At 47.1% G+C, this 25304-nt stretch carries 28 protein-coding genes and 1 other annotated feature; of the genes, 5 read left to right on the forward strand and 23 right to left on the reverse strand.

Features of this window, described 5'->3' with window-relative positions; translation table 11 throughout:
* The first annotated feature begins 69 nt into the window (after nucleotides 1-69).
* Entirely contained in the window at nucleotides 70-1152 is a 1083-nt protein-coding gene (locus KNQ12_RS04260; protein WP_214746501.1) for a cysteine desulfurase family protein, read from the forward strand.
* A 24-nt stretch (nucleotides 1153-1176) separates the two neighbouring features.
* Nucleotides 1177-1719 carry a transcription repressor NadR gene (locus KNQ12_RS04265; RefSeq protein WP_058713797.1) on the forward strand — a complete coding sequence of 181 codons (543 nt, stop codon included), beginning with the start codon at nucleotides 1177-1179 and terminating at the stop codon, nucleotides 1717-1719.
* Nucleotides 1720-1760: 41 nt separating this feature from the next.
* On the opposite strand, the gene KNQ12_RS04270 is transcribed toward KNQ12_RS04265, so the two are convergent.
* From KNQ12_RS04270 to KNQ12_RS04380, 23 genes are all read right to left on the reverse strand, one after another.
* On the reverse strand, nucleotides 1761-3035 hold the full coding sequence (locus KNQ12_RS04270; protein ID WP_251055705.1) for a hemolysin family protein: 1275 nt from the start codon (nucleotides 3033-3035) through the stop codon (nucleotides 1761-1763).
* A 53-nt stretch (nucleotides 3036-3088) separates the two neighbouring features.
* A complete protein-coding gene (gene obgE / locus KNQ12_RS04275) occupies nucleotides 3089-4384 on the reverse strand; it encodes a GTPase ObgE (RefSeq protein ID WP_149427670.1) in 1296 nt (431 codons plus the stop codon).
* Between the two features lie 15 nt (nucleotides 4385-4399).
* Nucleotides 4400-4882, reverse strand: a complete 483-nt coding sequence (locus KNQ12_RS04280; protein ID WP_023468944.1) for a Spo0B domain-containing protein — start codon at nucleotides 4880-4882, stop codon at nucleotides 4400-4402.
* A gap of 67 nt (nucleotides 4883-4949) precedes the next feature.
* Nucleotides 4950-5228, reverse strand: coding sequence for a 50S ribosomal protein L27 (rpmA, locus tag KNQ12_RS04285; protein ID WP_012370976.1), 279 nt, complete (start codon nucleotides 5226-5228; stop codon nucleotides 4950-4952).
* A 14-nt stretch (nucleotides 5229-5242) separates the two neighbouring features.
* Nucleotides 5243-5581 carry a ribosomal-processing cysteine protease Prp gene (locus tag KNQ12_RS04290; RefSeq protein ID WP_023468945.1) on the reverse strand — a complete coding sequence of 113 codons (339 nt, stop codon included), beginning with the start codon at nucleotides 5579-5581 and terminating at the stop codon, nucleotides 5243-5245.
* 3 nt (nucleotides 5582-5584) lie between these two features.
* On the reverse strand, nucleotides 5585-5893 hold the full coding sequence (rplU, locus tag KNQ12_RS04295) for a 50S ribosomal protein L21 (protein ID WP_012370978.1): 309 nt from the start codon (nucleotides 5891-5893) through the stop codon (nucleotides 5585-5587).
* A 15-nt stretch (nucleotides 5894-5908) separates the two neighbouring features.
* Nucleotides 5909-5978, reverse strand: a sequence feature (ribosomal protein L21 leader region).
* 74 nt (nucleotides 5979-6052) lie between these two features.
* Entirely contained in the window at nucleotides 6053-7393 is a 1341-nt protein-coding gene (locus KNQ12_RS04300) for a ribonuclease E/G (protein WP_214746507.1), read from the reverse strand.
* A gap of 63 nt (nucleotides 7394-7456) precedes the next feature.
* Nucleotides 7457-8260, reverse strand: a complete 804-nt coding sequence (gene minD, locus KNQ12_RS04305; RefSeq protein ID WP_029342255.1) for a septum site-determining protein MinD — start codon at nucleotides 8258-8260, stop codon at nucleotides 7457-7459.
* Nucleotides 8261-8310: 50 nt separating this feature from the next.
* Nucleotides 8311-8985, reverse strand: a complete 675-nt coding sequence (locus KNQ12_RS04310; RefSeq protein WP_023468948.1) for a septum site-determining protein MinC — start codon at nucleotides 8983-8985, stop codon at nucleotides 8311-8313.
* Nucleotides 8986-8988: 3 nt separating this feature from the next.
* On the reverse strand, nucleotides 8989-9492 hold the full coding sequence (gene mreD, locus KNQ12_RS04315) for a rod shape-determining protein MreD (RefSeq protein ID WP_023468949.1): 504 nt from the start codon (nucleotides 9490-9492) through the stop codon (nucleotides 8989-8991).
* Nucleotides 9485-10369: a rod shape-determining protein MreC gene (gene mreC / locus KNQ12_RS04320; RefSeq protein WP_023468950.1), complete on the reverse strand. Its 885-nt coding sequence runs from the start codon at nucleotides 10367-10369 to the stop codon at nucleotides 9485-9487. Before mreC ends, mreD begins: the two co-directional genes overlap by 8 nt.
* Before the next feature lie 14 nt (nucleotides 10370-10383).
* Nucleotides 10384-11418, reverse strand: a complete 1035-nt coding sequence (locus KNQ12_RS04325; protein ID WP_023468951.1) for a rod shape-determining protein — start codon at nucleotides 11416-11418, stop codon at nucleotides 10384-10386.
* Between the two features lie 162 nt (nucleotides 11419-11580).
* Nucleotides 11581-12213: a RadC family protein gene (gene radC, locus KNQ12_RS04330; RefSeq protein ID WP_214747291.1), complete on the reverse strand. Its 633-nt coding sequence runs from the start codon at nucleotides 12211-12213 to the stop codon at nucleotides 11581-11583.
* A gap of 46 nt (nucleotides 12214-12259) precedes the next feature.
* The gene (locus KNQ12_RS04335) at nucleotides 12260-12835 is read right to left on the reverse strand and encodes a Maf family protein (protein ID WP_214747294.1); all 576 of its coding nucleotides are present in this window, start codon (nucleotides 12833-12835) and stop codon (nucleotides 12260-12262) included.
* Nucleotides 12836-12942: 107 nt separating this feature from the next.
* Entirely contained in the window at nucleotides 12943-13665 is a 723-nt protein-coding gene (locus tag KNQ12_RS04340; protein ID WP_214746510.1) for a hypothetical protein, read from the reverse strand.
* Entirely contained in the window at nucleotides 13662-15380 is a 1719-nt protein-coding gene (locus tag KNQ12_RS04345; RefSeq protein WP_214746513.1) for a type IV pilus biogenesis protein PilM, read from the reverse strand. The genes KNQ12_RS04340 and KNQ12_RS04345 overlap by 4 nt, the downstream gene beginning before the upstream one ends.
* Before the next feature lie 18 nt (nucleotides 15381-15398).
* A complete protein-coding gene (locus KNQ12_RS04350; RefSeq protein WP_214746517.1) occupies nucleotides 15399-16154 on the reverse strand; it encodes a prepilin peptidase in 756 nt (251 codons plus the stop codon).
* A gap of 56 nt (nucleotides 16155-16210) precedes the next feature.
* Nucleotides 16211-16681 carry a type II secretion system protein gene (locus KNQ12_RS04355; protein ID WP_214746519.1) on the reverse strand — a complete coding sequence of 157 codons (471 nt, stop codon included), beginning with the start codon at nucleotides 16679-16681 and terminating at the stop codon, nucleotides 16211-16213.
* A 137-nt stretch (nucleotides 16682-16818) separates the two neighbouring features.
* Nucleotides 16819-18036 (reverse strand): type II secretion system F family protein, encoded by a 1218-nt coding sequence (locus tag KNQ12_RS04360; protein WP_214746521.1) that lies wholly within the window; start codon nucleotides 18034-18036, stop codon nucleotides 16819-16821.
* Nucleotides 18037-18040: 4 nt separating this feature from the next.
* Nucleotides 18041-19087 (reverse strand): type IV pilus twitching motility protein PilT, encoded by a 1047-nt coding sequence (locus KNQ12_RS04365; protein WP_023468959.1) that lies wholly within the window; start codon nucleotides 19085-19087, stop codon nucleotides 18041-18043.
* Nucleotides 19084-20748 carry a GspE/PulE family protein gene (locus KNQ12_RS04370; protein WP_214746524.1) on the reverse strand — a complete coding sequence of 555 codons (1665 nt, stop codon included), beginning with the start codon at nucleotides 20746-20748 and terminating at the stop codon, nucleotides 19084-19086. The genes KNQ12_RS04365 and KNQ12_RS04370 overlap by 4 nt, the downstream gene beginning before the upstream one ends.
* Nucleotides 20749-20756: 8 nt before the next feature.
* Nucleotides 20757-21071, reverse strand: a complete 315-nt coding sequence (locus KNQ12_RS04375; protein WP_023468961.1) for a hypothetical protein — start codon at nucleotides 21069-21071, stop codon at nucleotides 20757-20759.
* Between the two features lie 16 nt (nucleotides 21072-21087).
* Nucleotides 21088-22425 (reverse strand): G5 domain-containing protein, encoded by a 1338-nt coding sequence (locus tag KNQ12_RS04380; protein ID WP_214746527.1) that lies wholly within the window; start codon nucleotides 22423-22425, stop codon nucleotides 21088-21090.
* Between the two features lie 176 nt (nucleotides 22426-22601).
* Between KNQ12_RS04380 and KNQ12_RS04385 the strand changes: the two genes are divergently transcribed.
* Genes KNQ12_RS04385 through KNQ12_RS04395 form a run of 3 tightly spaced genes read left to right on the forward strand, consistent with a single transcriptional unit; the run spans nucleotide 22602 to nucleotide 25302 of the window.
* On the forward strand, nucleotides 22602-23129 hold the full coding sequence (locus KNQ12_RS04385; protein ID WP_023468963.1) for a type IV pilus modification PilV family protein: 528 nt from the start codon (nucleotides 22602-22604) through the stop codon (nucleotides 23127-23129).
* Entirely contained in the window at nucleotides 23092-23712 is a 621-nt protein-coding gene (locus KNQ12_RS04390; RefSeq protein ID WP_023468964.1) for a PilW family protein, read from the forward strand. The genes KNQ12_RS04385 and KNQ12_RS04390 overlap by 38 nt, the downstream gene beginning before the upstream one ends.
* Nucleotides 23713-23730: 18 nt before the next feature.
* Nucleotides 23731-25302 carry a type II secretion system protein gene (locus KNQ12_RS04395; RefSeq protein WP_214746530.1) on the forward strand — a complete coding sequence of 524 codons (1572 nt, stop codon included), beginning with the start codon at nucleotides 23731-23733 and terminating at the stop codon, nucleotides 25300-25302.
* The last annotated feature ends 2 nt before the right edge of the window (nucleotides 25303-25304 follow it).

Here is a 25304-nt window from a genome sequence, read left to right on the forward strand (position 1 = left end):
ACTATTGACTTGACAATAAGTTTGGCATACTTTTAGCTGAGTGACAAGACGAAAGGACAGGATTTTTTCATGATTTATCTCGATTACGCAGCGACGACTCCGCTGCATCCACAAGCACTCGATCATTATCAACAAGCCGCTCAGTCGTTCTACGGCAACAGTTCTTCTCTTCATGACATCGGTGGCAACGCTGAACGTTTACTCGAACGAGCCCGTCAGTATCTGATGCAACAATTGGCTCAACAAGAAGGAACCGTCATCTTTACAGGGAGCGGTTCAGAAGCAAACTATATCGCTTTGACCCATCTGATGCGACAGAGTAACAAATCAGTTGTCTTGACACTTCGATGTGAACACGACTCGGTCTTGCTTCCGCTTGCGCGCTGGGCACAAGAAACACGACACCTTTCTTTATTACCGGACGGAACGTTCGATTGGGAACAATTCGTCGCAGCTTGTACGGATGAAATCGGTGTTGTCTCGATTCAACATGTCAATTCGGATACGGGTTTTCGCTTTCCGGTCGAACGGATTGCAGCATACTGTCAATCGCGCGAGATTCTGTTTCATTGCGATGGTGTCCAAGGATTTTTAAAGGATGCAATCAACATCGACACTTTTGATGCCTACACGATGAGTAGTCATAAAGTGTATGGACCAAAAGGATTGGGTGCTTTGTATTTACGGCGTCCGCTCTTCAGCCCATATTACGAGGGACATCACGAATTCGGAATCCGTCCAGGCACAGTCGACGTTCCAGGAATTGCTGCGTTCATCGCTGCCTGTGAGGCGTCTCGCTTCGAAAATCCAGGAATCCAAGCTTCAAGCCGTCGATTTCGTGGTATGCTAAAAAAAACATTGTCTTCGTCTCGTTACACGATCATCGAGTCGCCGACGCAACTCGCTTCCATCTGCGCCATTCATACGAAGCAACGCGATGGTCAATACGCATTGCTCGCCTTGAATCGTGCTGGAATCGCGGTTTCCGCTGGTAGTGCTTGTCGTGCTGGAGAAAACGGTCCGAATGCGACATTACGTGCCATCGGCTTTGACGAATCAGCGGCTCATGGGTTGATACGACTCAGTTTTGGAAGACAGACGACGAACGAAGAAATCGAACAGTGCATTGATGTGTTGAACACGATCTCATGACACTGAAGAAAGGTAGGAGACATGATGGGGAAACGCATCTCCGGAGAAGAACGCCGGAAATCATTACTTCGTATGATTGAGGAAAGTGAGCAACCTGTTACAGGAACGGCACTGGCGAAACAAGCAGGTGTCAGTCGCCAAGTGATCGTGCAGGATTTATCCTTGTTAAAGGCAAAAGGATATCCTGTCATCGCGACAGCTCGTGGCTATTTGATCAACGATCCGGAAGTCGACGGTTCAAAATTACGTCGCAAGATCGTTTGTCGTCACGGCATCGATCAATTAAAGGATGAGTGTGACGCCATTGTTGACGAAGGGGTCGTCATCCGCGATGTCATTATCGAACATCCCGTCTACGGCTTCATCACTGGAGAATTGATGCTAAAAAGCCGCCGAGACGTCCGTGTACTGCTAGAGCAGTTACATGAGACGCAAGCTACTCCACTCTCGAGCCTGACGGACGGCGTCCATATTCATACGCTTGAGGCGGATCATGAAGACGCACTGGAAGCCGCTATTGCTAAACTCGATCGTCTCGGAATTCTCGTTTCGGAGCTCGATGTCTGAACATAAAAAAACCGCCTATTCCTAAGGAATAAGCGGTTTTTTTATCGTTCAATCGGTTCAAGTCGTGTCTCCGGCATCGTAGATGGCGGATCGAACGTTGCTAAGACTTTGCGGACGCGTCGGTTTTCGATATGCAAGACGGTCAACGTGACACGTTCATAACGCATCGCCGTTCCGACGTCCGGCAATTGTCCGCTCTCCTCCATGATCCATCCCCCAAGAGACTGGGCGTCCGTGTCCGGCATCGTCAATTGAAATTGCTGACAGAAGTCTTCAATGTCATACTCCGCTAGACATTCGTATTGCTCTGGACCAATCCGTTTCGTGTATTCCAACGATTCATCGTGTTCATCCCAAATCTCCCCAACGATTTCTTCTAAAATATCCTCAAGGGTGATCAAACCTGCCGTCCCTCCGAACTCATCAAGGACGACTGCCATATGGGACTGCTTGACTTTAAGTTCCGGCAATAAATCCATCAATCGTGTCTGTGGCACGACAAACGATACCGGTCGAATCCATTCTCGGATATCAAGGGAGCCGTTCTTCACGTATGCACGCAGAAAGTCCCGCTCCGATAAGACACCGATGACGTGATCAATCGAATCCTTATAGACCGGTAGACGAGAATAGCCGCCCTTTTGGACTTCTGCAAGGATGTCTTCGAGCCGTGCATCGATATCAATCGCTTGAATATCCATCCGTGGCGTCAACGCATCCTCGACTGTCGCATGTTGAAAATCAACTGCTTGATGAACGAGTTCAGCCTCTGCAAGCCCCATGATGCCCTCTTCCTGACTGATATCAACGAGTGCCTTGAGTTCCTGTTCGGTCACGAGCGGTCCTTTCGGATCCGCTCCAATCAACCGTAGCGCCAATTGGCGTAAGCGGAGTAACAGGAAAACGAGCGGTCGAAAGCACAGTAAGAAGAAACGCAGTGGACGTCCGATCAATAACACGTAACGTTCCGTATGTTCACGAGCATACGACTTCGGTATCAATTCTCCGAACAACAGCAACAGGAAAAATAGCGCAAGAAAGGCAACGGTTTGTGTTGCGATCGTCTCGACGAACTGGATGATCCACCAGCCACCAAATAAGATAAAGGCGACGTTGACAATCGTATTCCCAATCAAAATCGACGTCAGTGTCTCTTCGTAGCGTTGAAGTAAGCGGAATACACGGGACGCACGCGCGTCCCCTGCTTCCGATTGATGCAACAACCGCAACCGGTTGACACTCGCGAGTGCCGTCTCGGCTGAGGAAAAGAATGCGGATAACATGAGAATCGGAATTAACCAAACGACTGAAATCATGGGCAATGGGTCCACGATGCTTTCACACTCCGTTTCCTAATGGAATGAACCGCTTAGAATGATGACTCGACGAATTCGAACTCGAAATCACGGATACGAACGACATCGCCGTCAATCGCACCAAGACGACGCAACTCTTCGTCGACACCCATTTGACGCAGTGTCCGAGCGAAACGTTTAATCGATTCTTCACGCATGAAGTTCGTCATCGTGAAGAGTTTTTCGATGCGTGGTCCTTTGATGACGAAACAATCGTCTTCATCTTTCGTAATCGTAAAGCCAGCTTCTGGTGCTTCGTAACCGTAGACGACACGTGGTGTCGCAGTTTTCTCTTCGAGTTCCTCAAGACCGAATTCTGGTGTTGCATCGACGAGGTCAGCGATTCGGAATAACAGATCGCGTAACCCTTGACGTGTTGCTGCTGAAATCTCGAATACTTCAAGCTCTGGGAAAGCTTCCTTGAAAGCTTCAAGATGTTCTGCCGCATCCGGCATGTCCATCTTGTTCGCGACGACGACTTGCGGACGCTCTGTTAAGCGCAGATTATAGTCCGCGAGCTCTTTATTGATGATGTTGTAGTCTTCGATTGGATCGCGACCTTCCATCCCACTCATGTCGATGACGTGGACGATGACTTTCGTCCGCTCGACGTGACGCAGGAACTGGTGACCGAGTCCGACGCCTTCACTTGCACCTTCGATCAATCCTGGCAAGTCAGCCATGACGAAGCTACGGCTATCTTCCGTTTCGACGACACCGATGTTCGGTGTGATCGTCGTGAAGTGATACGCGCCGATTTTCGGGCGTGCTGCTGAAACGACCGATAACATCGTTGATTTTCCGACACTCGGGAAACCGACGAGACCGACGTCTGCTAGCATCTTCAGCTCAAGTTTCAAGTATTTCTCTTCCCCTGGCTCACCGTTTTCAGCGTGCTCAGGTGCTGGGTTAGCTGGTGTCGCAAAACGTGTATTCCCACGTCCGCCACGTCCGCCTTTTGCGACGATTGCTTGTTGTCCGTGATGGACGAGGTCAGCGATGACCGCATTCGTATCGTCATCGTAGACGACCGTGCCCGGTGGAACCTTGACGATTAGATGCTCGGCTTTACGACCGTGCATCCCTTTTGACATGCCGTTTTCACCTTGAACCGCTTTAAAGTGACGTTTGTAACGGAAGTCCATCAATGTCCGAAGCCCTTCGTCGACTTCTAGGACGACGTGAGCCCCGTGACCACCGTCACCGCCGGCAGGACCGCCGTCCGGAACGTATTTCTCACGACGGAACGCTACTTGCCCACGTCCTCCGTCACCTGCTTTTACATAAATATTTACCTGATCGACAAACATGTCGGATCCCTCCTCTTACTTCTCTTCCTCAAACGGAAGACTTTCAATCTCAATCACACACTCATTTTCCGTCTGCGACTCGATTTCCATCGGCGTCACTAGATCCTCAAGGCGCGACATATCTAGTAGATCCCGATAGATCTCGATGGTCACGCCCTCGTGGAAGGTCACGGATACTTCTCCTACTCCTACATCAATCATGGCGATGGCTGCTTCGACGAGTTGCTTCAACCGCTCATCTTCCATGTGGGGTGCTCCGATGACATCATACGTCACAGTTTTGCCTGACCATTCAGCTTGCAGTAACGCCAGTGCGGTTTTCGGCAATCCGATTCGCGCTAGACGTCCTTCCCGAGATGCTTGCTCCCGGTACGCCGAACAGATCGACTCGACTGCTTGTTCGTCTCCGATCGCGCCATACGAACGGACGAGTTGTATCCGGTTCAACCACTCGTGACGAAGAGTCTTCAAAAGATCAAGTACCTGCTGTTCCTCCATCGGTCGTTCCCTCCTAAAAAAACAGACCCTAACCCTCGAAAGTGGCTAGAGTCTGCTTCGTCGATCCTTATGCTGGGTAAACGCTGACTTGTTTCTTGTCGCGTCCGAGACGTTCGAAACGAACGACACCAGTTGCAGTTGCGAAAAGTGTATCATCGCCACCACGTCCGACGTTCATACCTGGGTGAATCTTCGTACCGCGTTGACGGTAGAGGATTGAACCAGCAGAAACAGTTTGACCGTCTGCACGTTTCGCCCCAAGGCGTTTCGATTGCGAGTCACGACCGTTCTTTGTCGAACCTACCCCTTTTTTCGATGCGAAGAACTGAAGATTAAGTTTCAACATGTGGAATCCACCTCCTATACTTGTTCAAGTTGGATAAACTCACCGTAACTTTCAGCGATGGTACCAAGTTGGACCAAAGTCGCTTCCAATAACAATTGAGTGCGTTCACTGACATCCGGTGCTAAGTCAGCGTACGGTTCTACATAAAAGTAGCCACCCTCTTGTTGTTCTGCCATTTCAAGGAGCAGGACCTGCCCGAGTAATGCTTCTATGGCATTGTATGCCCCGAAGATCACCGACGAGACGCCGGCACAGACAAGGTCGAGACCTGGTTCTGCGAACTCGGCATGTCCTGTCACTTCGATGGAGCGGACGAGTTCCGCTTCATCTCGTCGAATCTTGACACGTATCATGGCTTACGCTTCGATTTTCTCGATGCGGACCTTCGTGTAAGGTTGACGGTGACCTTGCTTACGACGGTAGTTCTTTTTCGCTTTCATTTTGAAGACAGTGATCTTTTTCGCGCGAGCGTGTTTGATGACCGTTGCTACGACCTTCGCACCTTCTACGAGTGGAGCGCCGACTTTAACATCGTCACCACCAAGGATCAATACTTCACCAAATTCAACTGTGCTGTCGACGTCTGCGTTTAATTTCTCAACGTAGATTTCTTGGCCAGCTTCGACTTTGACTTGTTTACCACCAGTTTTGATAATTGCGTACATTACGTGCACCTCCTCTTAGGAACTCAGACTCGCCATCACGGGCAGCGGATGCTTTAAAACCCGGTCTGTGCGGTTGTAGTCATTTGGGTGCTTCCAAACGAACTAACGTTATTCAGAATACCAAACGTTCTTCCACCTTGTCAATGCTGTTCTGAAGGATTATTCCGATCGTTTAATGAAATCGAGACAGTCCTGTGACGACCCCGTGAACAGAACAGCTGGATCCCCTTCGAGCACATGGACTTCGAGTGGTTGACGGGAGATGAATTCGTCTTGCAACAGATGCCGTGGTGCACGAATCACGACTGCTTCCGCATAGGTCGCGATCTCAAGCAACTTCGGTTCAATCAAGCGATAGACGCTTAAACGTGTCCACTGACCGGATTCCTGTGAACGTTCCTGTAGCGATTTCCCGTGACGTTGTCGTGTCAGCTCGCATAAACCCATCTTCGTAAATCCATAGACTTCGATTTGTTTCGTCTCGAGCGCCGCCCGTTCTTTGAGGAGTTGGGTCACACGTGTCTGACCTTTACTAGAGCCACGGAGGAAATCGATTGCAATCATGCCACTGATGTTGCGCAACCGTAATTGCCGCATGACTTCGACAGCAGCCGCTTCATTGATTTGATCAAACGTCCGCTTTTGTTCCTTGACGGAGATCGTCTTCCCACTGTTGACGTCGATGACAGTCATCGTCTCAACCTCTTCAATCAAGAGATACGCTCCTCCGTCGAGCCAGACGACCCGTTGCATCGCTTTTTCGATTGCCCCGTCGATCGCTTCCATCTCGGGTAAGCGTCCTTTTCGTAGCGAGCGTTCGACGGACAGACCGAGCAATTCCAGGCGTTCCTTTTCCTGACGTGTCATGACGAGTGCATCGGTGACGTGTGGAAGTCGTTTCGCTTCTTGGACGATAAGTGCCTCATCTTGTTCAAGACGCGGCACCTGTAAAAGTTCTTTGTGACGTGTCCGTAATGACTGTAGCTCTTGTTTCAATTCATCGATTGATGCTTTCGCTGCTTCCGTCCGGTAAAGAATTCCTTCTTCTTCTGTCGTCGTCAATTGCTCCGCCAGTTGACGCTGAACGACGAGATCCAGCTTCCGACTGAAACGGATGCGGCGACCGTATGGAAAATAGACAAGATAACGTCCACCATAGGTGATATTCTGCGTCACCTTATGTTGTTTTGGTGCGACCCCTTCCTTGACGACCTGGACAAGTAACGTCTGTCCGACCTGGACGGCTTGTCCAATCGTTGGTACGTCCGGATAGCGGCGAAGTGCTTCCACCGTCTCATTTAGCGGTAAATAAAGCGGTGTACCGTCAGTCGCGATCAAAAAGGCTGCCCCGAGCGTCGGATGCAACCGATCGACCTTGGCATAGACGAATGTGCCGACCCGGATCTCGTCACGCATCCGTTCATGATATTCAATCAATCGACCGCCTTCGACCAATGCTAATCGTTCAAGCGAAGCGGTCTGTTCACTAATCCATCGCATACTGATCCCTCCAAAAAAATTAGACTAGGCACGACGCTGTCGTCCTAGTCTAATTTCCCATTCTTATTTCATCCCAAGCATCTTCTTCAATTTGACGAAGAAGCCTTTTTGCGGTTGTTCGTTTAAATCAAGCAGTGGCACGGATTCTCCAAGAATCCGGCGGGCGATGTTTCGGTATCCGAGTCCAGCCCGGTTATCTGGATTCATCGTCACAGGCACACCACGGTGGGAAGCGGCGATGACTTCTTCATCATCGATGATCAGACCAAGTAGATCAATCGAAAGAATACGCATGATCTCATCGATGTCGAGCATATCACCTGATGCCATCATGTGTGACCGCACCCGATTAATGACGAGTTTCGGAACGATGTTACGTTCTGAGCGCTCGAGCATCCCGATGATCCGGTCCGCATCCTGAACGGCTGCTTTTTCCGGTGTCGTCACGACGACGGCTTCATCGGCTCCTGCGATTGCATTCATGAAGCCTTGTTCGATTCCGGCAGGGCAGTCGATCAAAACGAAGTCGTATTCAAGTTTCAGTGTATCGATGATTGCCTTCACCTGTTCGGGTGTGACGGAGGACTTATCCTTTGATTGAGCAGCAGGCAACAGATACATCTCTTCAAAACGTTTATCGCGGACGAGCGCTTGGTGCAACTTACATTGCCCCGTCACGACGTCAACGATGTTATAGATACTCCGGTTATCGAGACCAAGCACGATATCCAGATTGCGTAACCCGATATCCGTATCGACGAGACAAACGGAATGTCCCATCAATGCAAGTGCTGTTCCGATGTTCGCAGTCGTCGTTGTCTTACCGACACCACCTTTACCGGATGTGACGACGATGGCGCGTCCCATGTTCGTCTTCGCCTCCATATGTACCTGTTCTTTCACTTGTTCCATATCCGTCACCCTCTTTCACTATCAATCGCAAACTGATCCATCCGCGCGAGCGGAACGGTTTGAAGGCGGGAGAATTCGACCCCGTCTTCACCTAAAAATGCACAACCCATATCGAGAGCAGGAATCGGTGCGTCCTCCGGTTCCTCATGGACGGTGCCAGCGACCGCAATCCACTTCGGTTGCAACACGCTCGCCGCGATGACGGCTTCCGTATTGCCACCTTTCCCGGCATGAACGGTCCCCCGTAACGCACCGAGACAATAGATACTTCCTGTCGCATGGACGACCGCTCCCGGATTGATATCTCCGATGATGACGATCGAGCCTTCGACGTCTAATACGTGCCCACTGCGTGCCGTGCCACCGAAATAGTGGAACGTTCGCTCTCCGTACAAGGCTTTTGCCTCGTCCTTCGTGATGCACTCACTGTCATAACCTTTGAAAGAGAAGGAATCATGTCGCGCGACGATAGATTCGACGGCCGTCAACACCCCTTCATCGACATAACGTCGACCGAAGAAGAAGGTGATCGGTACGGCGCGTCCGTTCTCGACGGATTTGTCCGCAAGCGTCAACTCTAAATCGTCAAGAAATTCATCCACACTGCACCTTTCATTCACATAGACGGCGAGGCCACCACGATGACCTTTCATCGTTACATAACGTTTACGCTCAATCATGACTCATCCTCTTTTCTCGTCAAGGGTCGACTGCACGAGTCGGGTCATCGGATAATACAGGATGATGATCCCGATCAACTGCGCAACCAGACTCCTTGGAATGATCTGTGTCGCGAGTTCCTGGAAGGAGACTCCGACACCCACGACCGAAGCCGTGAAGAAATATATATCGAGTTCATACAAAATGGCACTGAACGTGAACGTGACAAGAATCGTTAATACGTTCTCCTTTACATATTTTAGCACGAAGCTACTAAAAAGCGGAATGGCGGATAACGCAAATAAGTAAATGCCGATGATATCCGAATAGACGAAATCATACAACAATCCGAAGACGAGTCCGAATCCGAGTGCCTGTTCGAGTTTTCCATATCGACCAAGGAACATCAATCCGATCAATGTCGCATGAATGACATATGGCGATCCATCTCCAAGAGGTCCTGCGAACAGCGTTCCTTCCAAGATGAAAAGAAGGAACACGGCGAAAAACAACTTAACGTTATTCACGAGTGTCCCCTCCCTTATCGGTCTCAGCGAAAGGTTCCTTCGCTTCGCGTTCAATCACGAAGACATGACCGAACTGTTCGAAGTCTGCTGCCGGTTTGACGTATGCGATTTTTGAAGCCCCATACTGATCGGATTTCACTTCCGTGATTTTTCCGATGACGATTCCACTCGGATACTTTCCACCAAGACCTGACGTCGTGACGGTCTGCCCTTTTTTCAGTTTCGCGTCGTTCGGAATTTTCGTGAACTTGAGTAATTTCGTTTCTTCATCAAACCCCTCGATCGTACCGAAAACACCTTTTCCCTTCGTATCATCAGCCGTTGCCGAGACGTTATTCGTGCGACTCGTATCCGACATCAACTGTACGAGAGACGTATAGGCGCTCGCTTGGATGACGCGACCAATTAGTCCGTCTGCTGTTACAACGGCCATATTCGCCTTAACACCCTTTTGTTCACCGATGTTGATCGTCACGAACCGTTGCCATTCAGATGCCGTCCGACCAATCATCTCTGCCGGTAACAACTTGTAGTCACGGATCGATCCGTTCAGGTCGAGCATATCCTTCAATTCTTTATTCTCACGCTCAAGATCACGGACTTTGACCGCATTACCAGCATAGTCATTCAATCGTGATTTCAAGTGTTCGTTCTCTTTGTACACGTCACGCACTTCTCTAATCGAAGTGACCGTATCATCAATCCAGCCAATCGGTGTCGCGAAAAGGCGTTGACCGACGCCCGCGGTATCACGCACGAAGCTTTGATACCAGTGGGATTGGTTACGCCCTTGCAGCGAAATGCCGATCAAAATCACCAAAAGGAGAAAACTAAGGAGTGTGATGAGCAGTTTTCGATTGTTTAAAAATCGCTTCATCGCTCATCCCGTCCTTATCTTTTTTGCGAGATGCCTGATTTCGAACGAAGAACATTCATCATCTCGAGTGATTTTCCTGTACCGATTGCGACACAATCGAGTGCATTTTCTGCAACGAGTGTCAAAATACGTGTTTCGTCTTCGATGACAGCATCGAGGTTCTTTAAGAGAGCCCCACCGCCAGTCAGAACGATACCGCGGTCCATGACGTCTGCTGATAATTCAGGAGGTGTCTGCTCAAGCGTGTGCTTGACACCCGCAAGAATCGCATCGACCGTATCTGAAAGTGCATCACAAATTTCGGCACTTGTGACTTCAATCTGTTTTGGAAGACCTGTCACGAGATCGCGTCCACGGATCTCCATCGTTTCATTTTCTGATTCTTCATCGATGCGTGCGTAACCGATTGTCATTTTCAACGTCTCAGCTGTCCGCTCCCCGATCATCAGGTTGTATTTCGACTTGATGTAACGAATGATGGATTCATCCATCTCGTCTCCACCGACACGAATCGATTGACTCGTGACGATACCACCGAGTGAGATAACAGCAACTTCCGTCGTACCACCGCCGATATCAACAACCATCGATCCTGTTGGTTCTGAAACCGGAAGACCTGCACCGATTGCTGCTGCAAATGGTTCTTCAATCGTGTACGCTTCACGCGCTCCGGCAAGTTTCGCTGCATCTTCAACCGCACGTTTTTCGACCGATGTGATCCCACTTGGTACACAGATCATGACGTTTGTTTTTGAAGAGAACAAACCTTTTTTCTTCGAAGCTTGATCCATGAAGTATTTGATCATCGTAGCGGTTGTTTCATAATCCGCGATAACCCCGTCTTTCATCGGGCGTCGTGCTGTCACGTTACCCGGCGTACGACCGATCATGTTTTTCGCTGCGTTACCGACCGCTTCAATTTTTCCTGTATCCGTACGGAAAGCGACGACGGACGGTTCGCGGACGACGATTCCTTGCCCCTTTACATACACGAGCGTGTTAGCCGTACCTAAGTCAATGCCGATTTCACGGCTGAATGATCCAAACATTATTCAAAAAACCCCTCTCTGAGAATACACTTCACTAATTATAACGGAAAAGCCTTCATTGGAAAGCGTTAAAACGTTACAGCTTGTTTACAGTTCGCCTTAGAAAACACACAAAAAAACGTCTGATGGAAAGAAACGAAACTTTCCCTTCAGACGTTATTCTTACATAAATCCGCGCTGTTTCATACTAATATATTGTCCGTGCCCGATGATGATGTGGTCAAGACAACTGATTCCAATGAGCCGTCCTGCCTCAACGAGCCGCTCGGATACCTCGATATCCTCTCGACTCGGTGTCGGATCACCCGACGGATGATTATGCACAGCGATGAAATTCGCAGCCGAGCAGCGAATCGCTTCCCGGAAGACGTCACGCGGGTGGACGATCGACGTGTTCAATCCTCCAATGAATAACGTCTTTTTCGAAACGACCTCATTTTTCGTATTCAAATACAGACAGATGAAGTGTTCTTGTTGATAAAGACGCATCTCTTCTAACAACAGCTCCGCTGCGTCTTCCGGTGAACGAATCGTTGGTCGCACCCACTTCGGTTCGGTGACGAGACGACGACCCAGTTCTAGTCCCGCCATGATTTGTAATGCCTTCGCCTTTCCGACCCCTGGTGCTTTTTCGAGTCCTCCGACTCCCGCCGCCTCGAGTTCGATCAGCGAAGGATAGATATGCAGTAATTCTTCCGCGATTTCAAGCGGTGTCCGGTCCCGTGTCCCACTTCGGACAAGACACGCGAGCAGTTCGACTGTCGTCGCTTGTGCCAAGCCTTTCAACTGAACCATATCCTTCGGCCATTCAATCACAGCATCCGACCTCTCTGTTTCAGAATTACGCAAACATCGGCTTGATTTTAAACGACGCGAGACGTTTCGTGATCTCGTGTATGGGCAATCCAACGACATTATAATAATCGCCCTCAATCGCCTCGACGAATAGCCCTCCCATCGCTTGGATACCATAGCCACCCGCTTTATCGTAAGGCTCGTTCGTCGCGATATACCCTTCGATCCACTCGTTTAACAATGCACCAAAACGAACGTGTGTCGTCACGTCGAACGTCTCCTCCTTTTCACCAAAGCGAATCGTCACGCCTGTCACGACTTCATGAGCACGTCCTGACAGACGCGCAAGCATCGCCCGTGCCTCAGAACTATTTGCTGGCTTCTCAAGAATCATGTCGTCAATCGCAACGACCGTATCCGCAGCCAAAATGACGCCGTCTACCGTAATCGCTCGCGCTTTCTTTTGCGATAGATAACGGACGTACTCATGCGGTGACATCGGAAATGGTGCCTCTTCGACGACATTCGCAGGTACGACTTCGTGAGGGATTCCAATTTGCTTTAGAAGTTCCGTCCGGCGTGGTGAAGCCGAGGCAAGGATCAAGTGTGGTTGCGTTACCATTAGTATCACGTTCTTTCCCATTAATTTCGAATCGGATAATTCGAGTCATCGTTTAGTCTAACAAAAAATAAGCGGTCCCTAACAGAGTAGGAACCGCCAAACTCATCTTAATTTCCTGTCACATCGACAAATGGATCTGACTTTGGTGTTTTTTCTTTAAGCGGCGTCTGTTTATCAGGCGTCAACTTCGTTAAATCCGGACGGTAATACGATTCGATTTCGACTGTGAAAGATAGCATTTCGTTTTCCAATTGAATTGCGCCACTGCCAGGTCCTTGTTCTTCTGGACCAGTCAACTGAATCTGGCGAAGAATCGTAATGCGATCTGTTCGCTCAATTTGTTTCAAGAAGGCCATCAGTTCAAGATATGACGGCGCTTCAATCGTCAAGGAAGCTGGTAACGGTGTCGCATTTGCTGCGGGAGTAGTCGCTGTAGGCGTTGTCGCTTGATCCGATTCGGTCGCCATCGCTCCATCAACAGCTGGTGTTGACGTTACGGGAGATTGTGGTGTCGTCTCTGTCGATTGACCGAAAGTAATCGACTGCACTTTTACTCCAGCAATCTGACTTGCTGCGTTGATCGCATCGATGACATCATCATTCGATGCCGTCACCGGAACTTTTTGCTGTAGGAAACTCGATTCTGCCACGTCCACTTTTTGCTCATTTGCTTTTGCTTGCTCTAACGCCATTTGTTCTCGCTTGAGTGTCGCTTCTTTTTGTTGCAAGGTTTGATGTGTCATATACGTCGTATATCCAAAATACCCAATGCCACCTAAAACGATGAGGATTGATAAAAAGAGAAGGAGGTAGCTACTATATCGCTTCAATTTTCAGGCACCTCCTCAACTTCTGTCGAGATGACTTCTCCTGAAGGATCATCCGGTGTTTGACCGTCCCCTTCAATTTCTGGCTCAGATGGCTTATCTTCTTTCGGTACTGCCGGGTCTGCCTCATTGGTCTCTCCCTTAACAACCTCCTCAGGATTGACATTCATAGAAAACTGACCGATATATCGCGGTTCTTCTGTCTTCGTGTCATCATTCGGAGTAATTTCCGTCGTTGGAATCTCTTGACCGGTCGCCGGATCAACCGTTGTCGTTGTCACGACATCCGTTTTTTCATTCATCGTTTTTGTCGTCACGCTTGCCAGCGTCGTACCGGAGAACACTTTATCGGTCAGCAACTCTCGGTAAAAATCATTCAGCTCATCGAGTGTCTCAAACTGAGCCGTCATAGCAACGGTATCATCCGCTCCATATGCGTACTGAAGAATGTACCCGCGTTCCGGTAAGTAACGTGTGATCCGCTCAAGTGTTGGAACAGCTGGCTTAGGTGCTTCTTCTAGCGACTCGACCGTCTGTTTCAATTGAACGACTTCTTGTTTAGACGACTGATCGGATTCGGATTGTAATTGTCGGACGATTTGAATCTGATCGTCTACGGATTCCACTCGGTTAGCGAACTGATCCGTTTGCCAATATAAATAACCACCAATCAATCCACCAAATAATAATAAAATCAGCGAAGCGACAAGCGGATATTTCGGTGCCTCGTCACTTTCCGGTAAAAGGTTGATACGATCTGGTCGCGCAGTGGCTAGACCAACGATCGGTAAGTAAATGCGTGGAACCGATTGACTATCGATTGTCATCATGTCCGGTACTTCATCTAACTGAAGATCAAAGTTCGTTCGGAATCGTGTCGCTAATTCATCTCGAAACGGGAAGTCTCCCGCAAGGACAACTGTCTTGATTTCGCGGCTTTCTCGAGCGAGCGAGAAACGGTAAAAGTCTAGCACACGCGAAAATTCTAACAGCATTTCATCCAAGACGAGTTCAACTGTCTGATCATCCGATCGATAGCGATAATGCAATTGATCCTCGATCACGTCTACATCCCAAGCATCTGCCGAAAACGTATCCACTGAGCGAATCAGGCGTGGTACACGGTCTTCGATGATAATCAATTGATGGTTCGTTGCGTTTGCATTCCAAATCAGTAGCGTATCGGTATCTGCTGCTGGATAATGCGCTTCAAGACCGAAGTAGGTAGACAGTGGTTGCGGTTCCGCTGCCACTAATCGAAGATGCTTTTGTTTAAACAATTGCGTATATTGTTTCAGTGCTTCGTTCGGTGCCGCATACAGCATGATTTCACGCTTTTCACCGTCTTCAAGGACAGTGTAGTCGAAGTATGGTTCTTCAAAAGGAAGGACAATGCTATGACCAATCTCCATGAATAGATAACCCCGGATCTGATTCGTCGCAATCGTCTCCGGAATATCGAGTTTCCGCGCAAGGACGAGTGAACCATCCAGCGCAAGAACGGCTTTAGATCCGCGAGGAACTTTCAACTTCGTCAATAGACTATCAAAAATCAGATCGAGCGACGCTTCCGGTTGAAGCCATCCACCCTGTAACGTACCTGCTGGAAGAGATACGACAGCACGTCGTTTCAAGACCCCTTTTTTGACAACCGCACCAAAAATAGCGACGTCCGTAAAATTAAAATAAACATATGTACCTTTACGCCGTTGCGTCATATGTACGTTCTTCCTTTCTTAAAGCAGTAAATCGAGGTACCACGACACCCAATCATCCGCAAAATAATATGTAAGTAATGTCCCGATCGCAATGGAGGGAACGAATGGTATCGGTTGTTTTCGTCTGACGCGTCCCGTTCCGAGTAGCGTCAGCCCGATCACTGAACCAACAAATGCTGAAACAAACAACGCGATGACGACGTGAAGCGGTCCAAGGAAAATCCCGAGTAAACCGAAGAGCTTGACATCTCCCGCTCCCATACCGCGTCGTGATGCAAGAAAAATGACGAACAATAGAACGAATCCGACAATTCCTCCAATAATTGGATTATACCAGTTTTCAAGTGGAGAAAGGTAGCGCACAATCAAGGCAATTGGTAAAAAGAACAGTAAAATTTTATTCGGTATGAGCATATAGGCAAGATCAGACATCGTAAGAATAAACAAGAGACTAGTTAGAGTGAGTGTCAACGCAAATTCCATCGACCAACCGAACTGCCAAAAGGCATACGCATAGAGCATTCCACCGAGTAGTTCAAGCGCTGGATACTTGATTGAAATCGCCTGTCCACAGGAACGACATTTCCCACCGAGTACTACATATCCGAGTACTGGCGTCAGTTCGAGCGGTCCAAGCACATGTCCACAGGTCGGACAATGGGAACGTGGATGAACGATCGACTCCCCGACCGGAACACGCAAACCGACGACATTCGTAAACGATGTGATCAACAAACCTAACAAGAAAAAATATACCGTGAAGACGATCGTCATGACACGACCTCCCTTTCAAAAAAGTTCAGAAAAAAACCCCCGAGGAGGGGGGACGATTACCAACGTTTTAGTTCAGATGGACCTTTATTTGCAAAGTAATCTTCCTCACCTTTAAGGGTTACAGAGTAAGTATACTTCCCACCAGTTTCTGTTACAGATACAAATGCATCTTTATATGGTTTAGGAGAATCGAATGGGTCCTCCATGCTATCGATATATTTATCGAGCACTACACCGTCAGTTGTAGCAAATTTCTTTCCAGCTTTCTCAATTCCCATTACAACCGTTTCTCCTGCTTTGATCGGATTCGAAGAAGTATATAACTTCGCAGCAGATACCAATTGCTTCGCATCCGAAACAACTGCATCTTTACGTGAGTTCTCAATCAATCCACCGATTGCGACGACAGCGATTGCTGCGATGATACCTAAGATAACGACGACGACAAGTAACTCGATCAATGTCAGTCCGCGCTCATCGCGCATTTGTTTTGCATCTAACCAGATTTCTTTTAACCGTTCGATCATTTCATTATGCCTCCCTAGTGCTTTTTTACTGTTCTTGGTTAGTAAGACTTACTATCCAAACGAATACTATTATAGTAGCACCACATTTTTTGTAGTTTATGTCTTTTTTTAACAACAGGTAAATGTTTTTACAATTGTCAACCTGCCTGAATGTCGGAGTAAATCTTAAACATCGGTACGACGACAGCGATGACGATGACACCAACGATTGCGGCTAAAACAACAATCAACAATGGTTCGATGATCGATTTCAAACGATCCGTCGTCGTTTCCACTTCGGTTTCGTAGAAGTTCGCGACTTCCGTCAACATCGAATCGAGCCGACCTGACTCTTCCCCAATAGCAATCATCTGTGTGACAAGGGGCGGGAAATATTTATTTCGCTCCAAAGGTTCGTGCATCGGAATACCGCGCGACATCGCTTCGTTCGCACCAGCAATCCCTTTACGAATGATCCGATTCGTAACGATTCGTTCAGTAATATCAAGTGAAGCTAAAATTGGTACTGACGCATTGAGCAATACAGATAGACCACGTGTCATCAGCGCGATTTGTGATTTTTGAATCAGCGGTCCGAAGACTGGAATCATTAACAAGAAACGGTCAAAAAAGAGACGCTGTCGCTCATTCTTGAGGTTAAAATACAACAGTCCGATCAAACCAAACGCAATTAATAGTAATACCCACCAATAGGCGACAAAAAAGTCGGAGACAGCGACGACGAGTTTCGTAATCAAAGGCAACTCACTACCTAATTGATCAAAAATTGAGGCAAAAGTCGGCACGACATTCATCATTAGGAAGACCACGACGCCGATCGCGACAATTGAGACGACCGCCGGATAGATTAAAGCGGAGATGACTTTTCGTTTGATCTCATATTGTTTTTGCAGCTGTGTCACGATGTTATCTAACGCCTCTTCGAGATTACCACTCGCTTCCCCCGCCATCGCCATACTAACGAAAAACGTATCAAATACACGAGGATGCTTTTCGATTGCCTGGGAAAACTGAATCCCACTACGCAAATCATCTTCCACCTCGACAAGCGCTCGCTCGAGTGGTTTTGATTCTGTTTGTTTACGTAAAATTTCGGTTGCCCTAACAATCGAAACACCGGATCGAACGAGCGTCGCAAACTGACGCGCGTACATGACAAGATGCTCGATTTTCGGTTTAGCACTTAAAAACGTAATCTCGGTATTTAACCCTTTTGATTCTTGTTTCTCAAGCAATGTTACGGCGATTTGATCCGTCCGAAGCCGTTCTGCTGCCTCGCGCTTCGTCAGCGCAGTAATCTTGCCCTTCTTTCGTTTTCCGGCCATCGTTCGACCTTCGTAAATGAATACTGCCATCCCTTCACCCCGATATGTATGGTGTTGCAGCAGATGCCGGGATCAAACCGCGACTGACCAAATCCTGTAAGGCCATCTGCATCGTTTGCATGCCATATTGTTTACCCGTCTGTAAGACGGATTGAATCTGATATTCCTTACCTGTCCGAATCAAGTTGGAGACAGCTGGTGTATCAACCATGATTTCTAAGGCAGCGACACGTCCTGTCCCATCCGATCGTGGCATGAGTCGTTGTGAGATGACACCCGCTAGGACGTTCGCTAGCTGTGCCCGAATCTGATCTTGTTGCTCCGACGGAAATACATCGATGATGCGACTGACCGTTGAAGCTGCTGTTGCCGTGTGCACCGTCGCAAAGACAAGATGACCGGTTTCAGCAGCCGTTACCGCGGTAGCAATCGTCTCAAGGTCGCGCATTTCTCCCAGTAAAATCACATCCGGATCTTGGCGAAGCGCTGAGCGCAATCCTGTCGAAAAACGTGGCGCATCAATTCCAATCTCCCGTTGATCAATTAAGCTCTTTCGATGACTATGTAAGTATTCAATCGGGTCTTCCAGTGTGATGATCCGTTTATACATCGTCTGATTGATTTCGTTGATCATCGCAGCAAGCGTCGTCGACTTCCCGGAACCTGTTGGACCCGTGACAAGGATGAGACCATGTGGCTTCGTCAAAAATCGTTTGATGACTGGAGGAAGTCCTAACTGTTCAAGCGAAGGCACTTCTGTCGGGATCGTTCGAAAGGCCATCGATAATGCACCTCGCTGGTAAAAACAATTGACCCGATATCGCGCTACACCTGTCACACCAAACGAAAAATCAATATCTCGATCCTGCTTCAGTTGCTGATACATGTCTTCCGTGATCAACGAACGAACGAACCCGTCAATGATGACTGGTTTCATCTTCTCAGATCCATATGGTGTCAGTGTTCCATTGATCCGAAACACAGGAGGGGATCCGGCAGTCAAATGAACATCGGATGCCCCTCGTTCCTTCGAGGAACGAAGAATATCTTCGATTTGGGCACGTTCCATCGTTTGATTCATTCTGAAATCACCGTCCGTAAAATTTCTTCTGTCGTCGTGATACCGTCAGCTACTTTCGATAGACCATCAGCTAGAAGGAAACGTTGTCCTTGCGATTTAACGTACGCTGTGATGTCACTTTCCGTCGACTGGTTCATGATCATGCGCCGTAAGACTTCGTCAATCATGATGACTTCCTGAATCGCGACACGACCTCGATATCCGGTCATATTACAAGATGAGCAGCCACGCCCTCGCATGACAGTCGTCGCCTCGATTCCTTCTTGATCAAACAGCTCCTGTTCCCGCGTTGAGAGTGGATGGACTTCTCCGCAGTCCCGACAAACACGGCGGACGAGTCGTTGTGCGATCAACCCACTAAGCGAAGCTGCAACGAGAAACGATTCAACGCCCATATCGATTAATCGTGTAATTGAACTAACTGCTGAGTTCGTATGGAGCGTGGATAGAACTAAGTGTCCTGTCAAAGAAGCACGGATCGATATTTCTGCTGTTTCAATATCGCGAATCTCACCGACCATGACGACGTTCGGATCCTGACGGAGAATCGATCGAAGACCACTCGCAAACGTCAAACCGATCTTCGCATTCACTTGGACCTGATTGATGCCATCGACCTGGTACTCAACTGGATCTTCGACGGTGATGATATTGCGTGACTCGTCATTCAACTCATTTAAGGCTGCATACAATGTCGATGATTTCCCTGAACCGGTTGGCCCGGTAATCAAAATGATACCGTTCGGTCGTTTTAACATTTCTCGGAACTGTGTTTCATTCCGTGAGCTGAAACCAATTTTAGAGATAGAAATATTTGAGTTGGAACTGTCCAAAATTCGAATAACGACTTTTTCCCCGTATACGGTAGGTAGTGTAGAAACACGGAAGTCGTAAGCTAGTCCATTAAAGACATATTTGATTCGTCCATCTTGCGGTAAACGAGATTCTGTAATATCAAGCTCACTCATGACCTTGATTCGTGTTGTTAAAATACTTTGAATCTGCTTCGGATAATTATTTTCCGTTCGAAGTTCTCCATCGATTCGAATTCGAATCGTCATCGATGTTTCCTGTGGATCCATATGAATATCGGATGCCCGTTGCGCAATCGCATTTTCTAAGATTTGATTAACGAGACGAATGATTGGCGCATCTTCACGTGTCACCACGTCGCGCGACTGTTCCATCTCCGTCATATCATCTGACTCCAACAAATCGCGCAACGATGAATCGATATCATAATACTTCAAGATCGTTCGTCTGATTTCGTCCCGTGTCGCAATACCTACGTCAATCACTAGACCCGTCTGCATCCGTAAATCATCGATTGCGATCAAGTCCATCGGATCCGCCATGGCAATAAATAAACGATTCCCTTCACGGTAGACCGGAACTAACGTATGTCGCTGTGCTAATTCTTTTGAAATCAATTTCGTTACCGCAACATCGACTGGATAATTATACAGTTGAATGATCGGAATCTTTAATTGATGATGGAGCGCTTCTAGTAACTGTTGTTCCGTCAAATGACCGAGGCGGAGTAACGCGTCACCCAATTTTTCAGTTGGTCGTTTTACAGAAAGTGCTTCATCGATTTGACTCTCTGTCACTAAGCTCTCTTCGATTAACATTTCACCGAGTCGTTTTCGCTTCATCGCCATTTAGTCCGTCATCCTTCCGCATGCCATGATTCGTCTTCAATCATTACAGTTCGCTTTTGTTTCTTTTCATCAATCAGACTCGTAACGCCTCCCGTTACGACACACAGTAATACCATCCCGATCGCTACAAAGGGATTACTAATCCAATCCAACTGAACACTAAAATAGATCAGTGTCACCATGATAATCGCTGCGATGGATAATACTGACTTCGCCTGAATCGAGGTTACATATGGAATCGTCACCGCAAACATCAATCCACAAATGATTGTCGCAAGTCCGATGATAATTCCAAGCTCAATTGCAATCGTCGTCCAATTCATACTCTTCCCTCCTCGTTTAACCGACCGCTTTACCTGTCGATTCATCGTCTACTGGTGAAGCCGGATCCCCTTGATTGTCCTCGTCTGGTACCGTTGGTGAATCTGGGCTGTCCGGTGAAGTAGGAGAATCTGGCGTTTCGACCGTACCGTCCGTTTGCGAATCCTCAGGGTTCGATTCATCCGGCGTTTCAGAATCCGTTCCGTCCTCAGATGGTGTTTCTTCGGTTGGTGGAACCACGATAGGCGCTTGTTCTTCTTGACTACTCTTTGTAATGACAGCTGGGACCGCCGCATAAAAATCTAAGGAAAGTAGCTTTTTCTTTTCGCCTTTAGCTGTTTTCATTACACGGTAGACTTCAATCGATTTTCCCTCTTCACCGGCTTGTGTATCGTTTGTCGTCCCGGCTGAAAGCGTAGCTGAGTAACGAGTAATGGTTCTAAATGGGATTGTCTTTTCTCCTTCCATCACAACAGTCACTGCTTCTTTTATTGGGGCTCCGCGCAGTTCAATCGTTACGTCGCTTCCCTCTTGCGTAGCGACGAGGCGATACACCGATGCTTGCGTATTTCGAACAGCAAAATCTGTTTTTTCGTCAATTTTGACATCGTAACCTAGTGTAATATCATCTGGGAGTGTCGCATGTGGCATGCGTTCCACGATTTCAAATGGTGTTTTTGCGAACAATTCGTATAATTTACTTCCAACGTAAGAAGCAGCGATTGGATCCATACCATACGTTTTCACATTCATTAATTGATCTGGCTTGATTTCGACGTTTGCCATGCCTGTAATCATCTGTTCTTCTGCTGCTGAACGTGTTGAAAACGTGATACTTGATACGACCTCACCTTCAGCAGACGACTCTGATGTTTGTGAAGGATCAAAATTCCCTTCAGCTAATGTCTTGCTTGTATTCGTTAACCATGTTTTAAACGCTTCCGTTTGTTCTTGTGAATAGCTGACAGGTTGCGTAGATAGAAAACTTTGTAGCATTTCGTCATCGATTGAGAGAATTAAGTCTCCTCCCGTTTTCAGAGACGCTTTTTTAACAGATTCCTCAGAATCAAATGTCACCAATTCAGTTGGTACCGGTAACGTTTCTTCTCCTGTACCCGTCGTCAACGGTGTTTTTTTGGACCATTCCGTAATCGCTTTTTGGACTGCGGATTCAGCTTCTTTACGACTCATCCCGCTTACAGGAACAGATCCAACTTTAGCCGTTTCAGAAAAAGTCGTCTGTTCAGTCGCCTTTCCGGTAAAGGAAATTAAGGCGAAAGATGGCACATAAATCAAAACCACGAGTAAGACGAGTAAAAGTGTATGTACAGCAAAACGCTTTGTATTGAGCATCATCTGTTTCCTTTCTGTATGAATTAATCATTTCAGGTGCCTAGTATTTCCATTATAATGAATATCATGATGAAACATAAGTCTATCCTGACAATTCTTTTCTCTAACTGTGAATGTCTGTAGGTTTTTGAACTTCATCCAATTGATGTTTTTTCCGATAGAAATGAAGAGGTGAGCATATGCAACACAAACAAGATGGATTTTCATTAATCGAGGTCCTTGTCAGTATTACGATTCTGTCGATTATCTCTGTCTCATTGATCAGTATCTTTTCGCAATCTCTTTCAGCATCACGCACTAGCACGGAATTGACGTTTGCGAACTATTTAGCTAAAAATGCTACTTCTTACATAAAGCGAGAAGCGATTGAAGCGACAACGAATGAAGCCTTTTCTTTTGTTTCATTATCTCAAGAAGCACTGAAGGCCGTTTATCTGAATGGAAATTATGTGATTCCAGAACCCGCCACTCCTTCTTGTGGTGTATCGGCTATTTGTACGTCAATTTTTACTGATCCTGAAATCAACAATATTTCATTTGATGTGAAGTACAGTGTGACACCTCATAAAATGGAAGGTGAAGTGAATCCGAATCTACTCGATCTTTATGTATACGTGTATGTAGAAGGAACGACTGAACCGATTACGACTTTGAAAGGATCGATTACGAATGCGACGCTCAACCAAAGTTTTCCAACAACAAAGTGAAGGATTCACACTCGTCGAACTACTTGTCTCAATCGTCGTTGCTTCTATTTTCAGTGCTGTCATCTTGACGGTATTCATTTCCGGAACGAAAAGTTTTCGAGCAACTGGTATCATTAGTGAATTACGTAGTGAAGCGGATAGTCGGATCGGTATCATTTTAAATGAGGTCAGTGGCTTTGATGCGATTCGCATCGATGAATCTAAAACACTCTCTTTTTATAAAAGAACGTTGCCTACGCTAAACAATGAGACGGGATTACTTGAACGAGCTAGTGGATTTCAACCGTTCAATGCAACAGAAGAAGCTTCAGCATCCGCCTCTACCGTGAAGCCTGTTACATATACATTCCTGACCGAACAGCAACAAGGCGATAAACTCGTCTATACGTCAGAGCCACAATCAATCGATGAGCAATCCGAACTTTTTCAAACCTTCACATTATCTAGTCCTGAATATCAAACGATCACTGGAAGTACGTATCCTGGTCGTTATGTCATCCATGGTATTTTGACCATCACGACTCGAATCCAGTCAACTGATCAAGAAGAAGTACAGACCTTCACGAGTACGATTGGATTTTAATTCAGAAAGGAACTAATCATGCGTAAATCTGAACAAGGCTACACCTTATTATTCGTACTCGTCACGCTAACGGTACTTTCCGTTCTTGCCATAGCCACGATTGGTATCAGTCTACAGTCCACACGATTAACTGAAATCCGTGAAACGGATATAGATGTCGAGACATCCACTCAAAATGATTTGGATCAAGCCGTTGCTGCATTACAGCAAATCATCGTCAAGACGACGGGCACTTCACCTACGACATCTTCACAAGCACTATTCAGTAATTTGAATAGCTCAATCATCTTACCTTTAAAATCCATCGTCCCGAGTGTCTCGGTCGAAGTAAACGAGACCGCCTCGAATATCCGAGTTAAAGCATTAGATTTAACCGCAACAGTCGAGAAACAAAAGGGTGATCAGCCTGTGATTCGCAAGACATATCGCCAACGCGTGTATCTGTCTGCTATTCCAAGCTTCTTGTACTATACGCTTGGTTCGGATAACCAAGTCATTATCAAAGGTGCGCCCTTCATCGAAGGTAATATCTTCTCGCGAAATCCTTTAAAAGCAACCGCTACTCCTTATTTTAAATACAATAATGAAAATGGGACGTTCACGAATACACAAGCACTTCCTTATGTCGCTGGTCAAATTCGGGTGTTCCAAGAAAAAAATCTACCTTTGCTGCAATGTGAAGATTATTTATCTTGTGACCGTAGCATTTTTGATCCAAAAGGATCAACGGACCTCGTCTCAACGAAAGAAGCGCTTGTTCCATTCGACTTCAACTACGCTTTGAATGACTTTTTAAAGCTGCCGGTGAATACACCGATTACACAAATTACTACCTCCTTAAAGGACTCGGCTATTCCAAAATCGGTCTTAACAGGTCCGTTTCTGACGGCACTTGATACGAAACGACAGATGATTAGCCCGGCACCGAACACAAATAATACGATCACATTGACGGATGATTTAGTACAAGAGACGCTCGAGCCTTTGATCATCAATGGGAATCTGACAATTTCTTCACTGAATTCCGTTGATCAGCCGTTAGAAATCAAACGGCCGCTTGTCGTCCTAGGTAACCTCCTCGTTCGAGGGAATGTCGGTTTTGCGACAACGATTTATACGACAGGTACAAGTCGTCTCGATGATGCGAATATTCAAGGTCTCACTTCCTCAACGAAACAAAACACGTTAATTCTACTCAGTAAAGGAACACTCGTCATCAACCGGGTGAATAAATTTTCAACACCCCGAACGACTACGCCTGACTTAAATGCTTTCCTTTACAGCGATGACGATCAAATCAATACGATCTACTCTGTCGGGTCGACGATGAACGTACGTGGTGGCATCTTTACGAAAGGGAAACTAGAAGTAAACGCCTATCGTGGAAAACTCGATTTAGCAGAGAATCAGTTCCCTGCCAATGTGAGGGATTTAGAACGACTCATGATTGCCAATAAATCTGCGGATGCTGAGGCTTCTCGATTACGCATGGCCTATGATGCAACCGTTTTGAAAAATCCAACTTCCTTATTACCTTTAAATCGTTCTGTCCAAATGTATGTCGAAACACCAAAACGTATTCAACAGTAATC

The organism is Exiguobacterium sp. s11 (genome assembly GCF_018619015.1).
Classification (GTDB): domain Bacteria; phylum Bacillota; class Bacilli; order Exiguobacteriales; family Exiguobacteriaceae; genus Exiguobacterium_A; species Exiguobacterium_A indicum.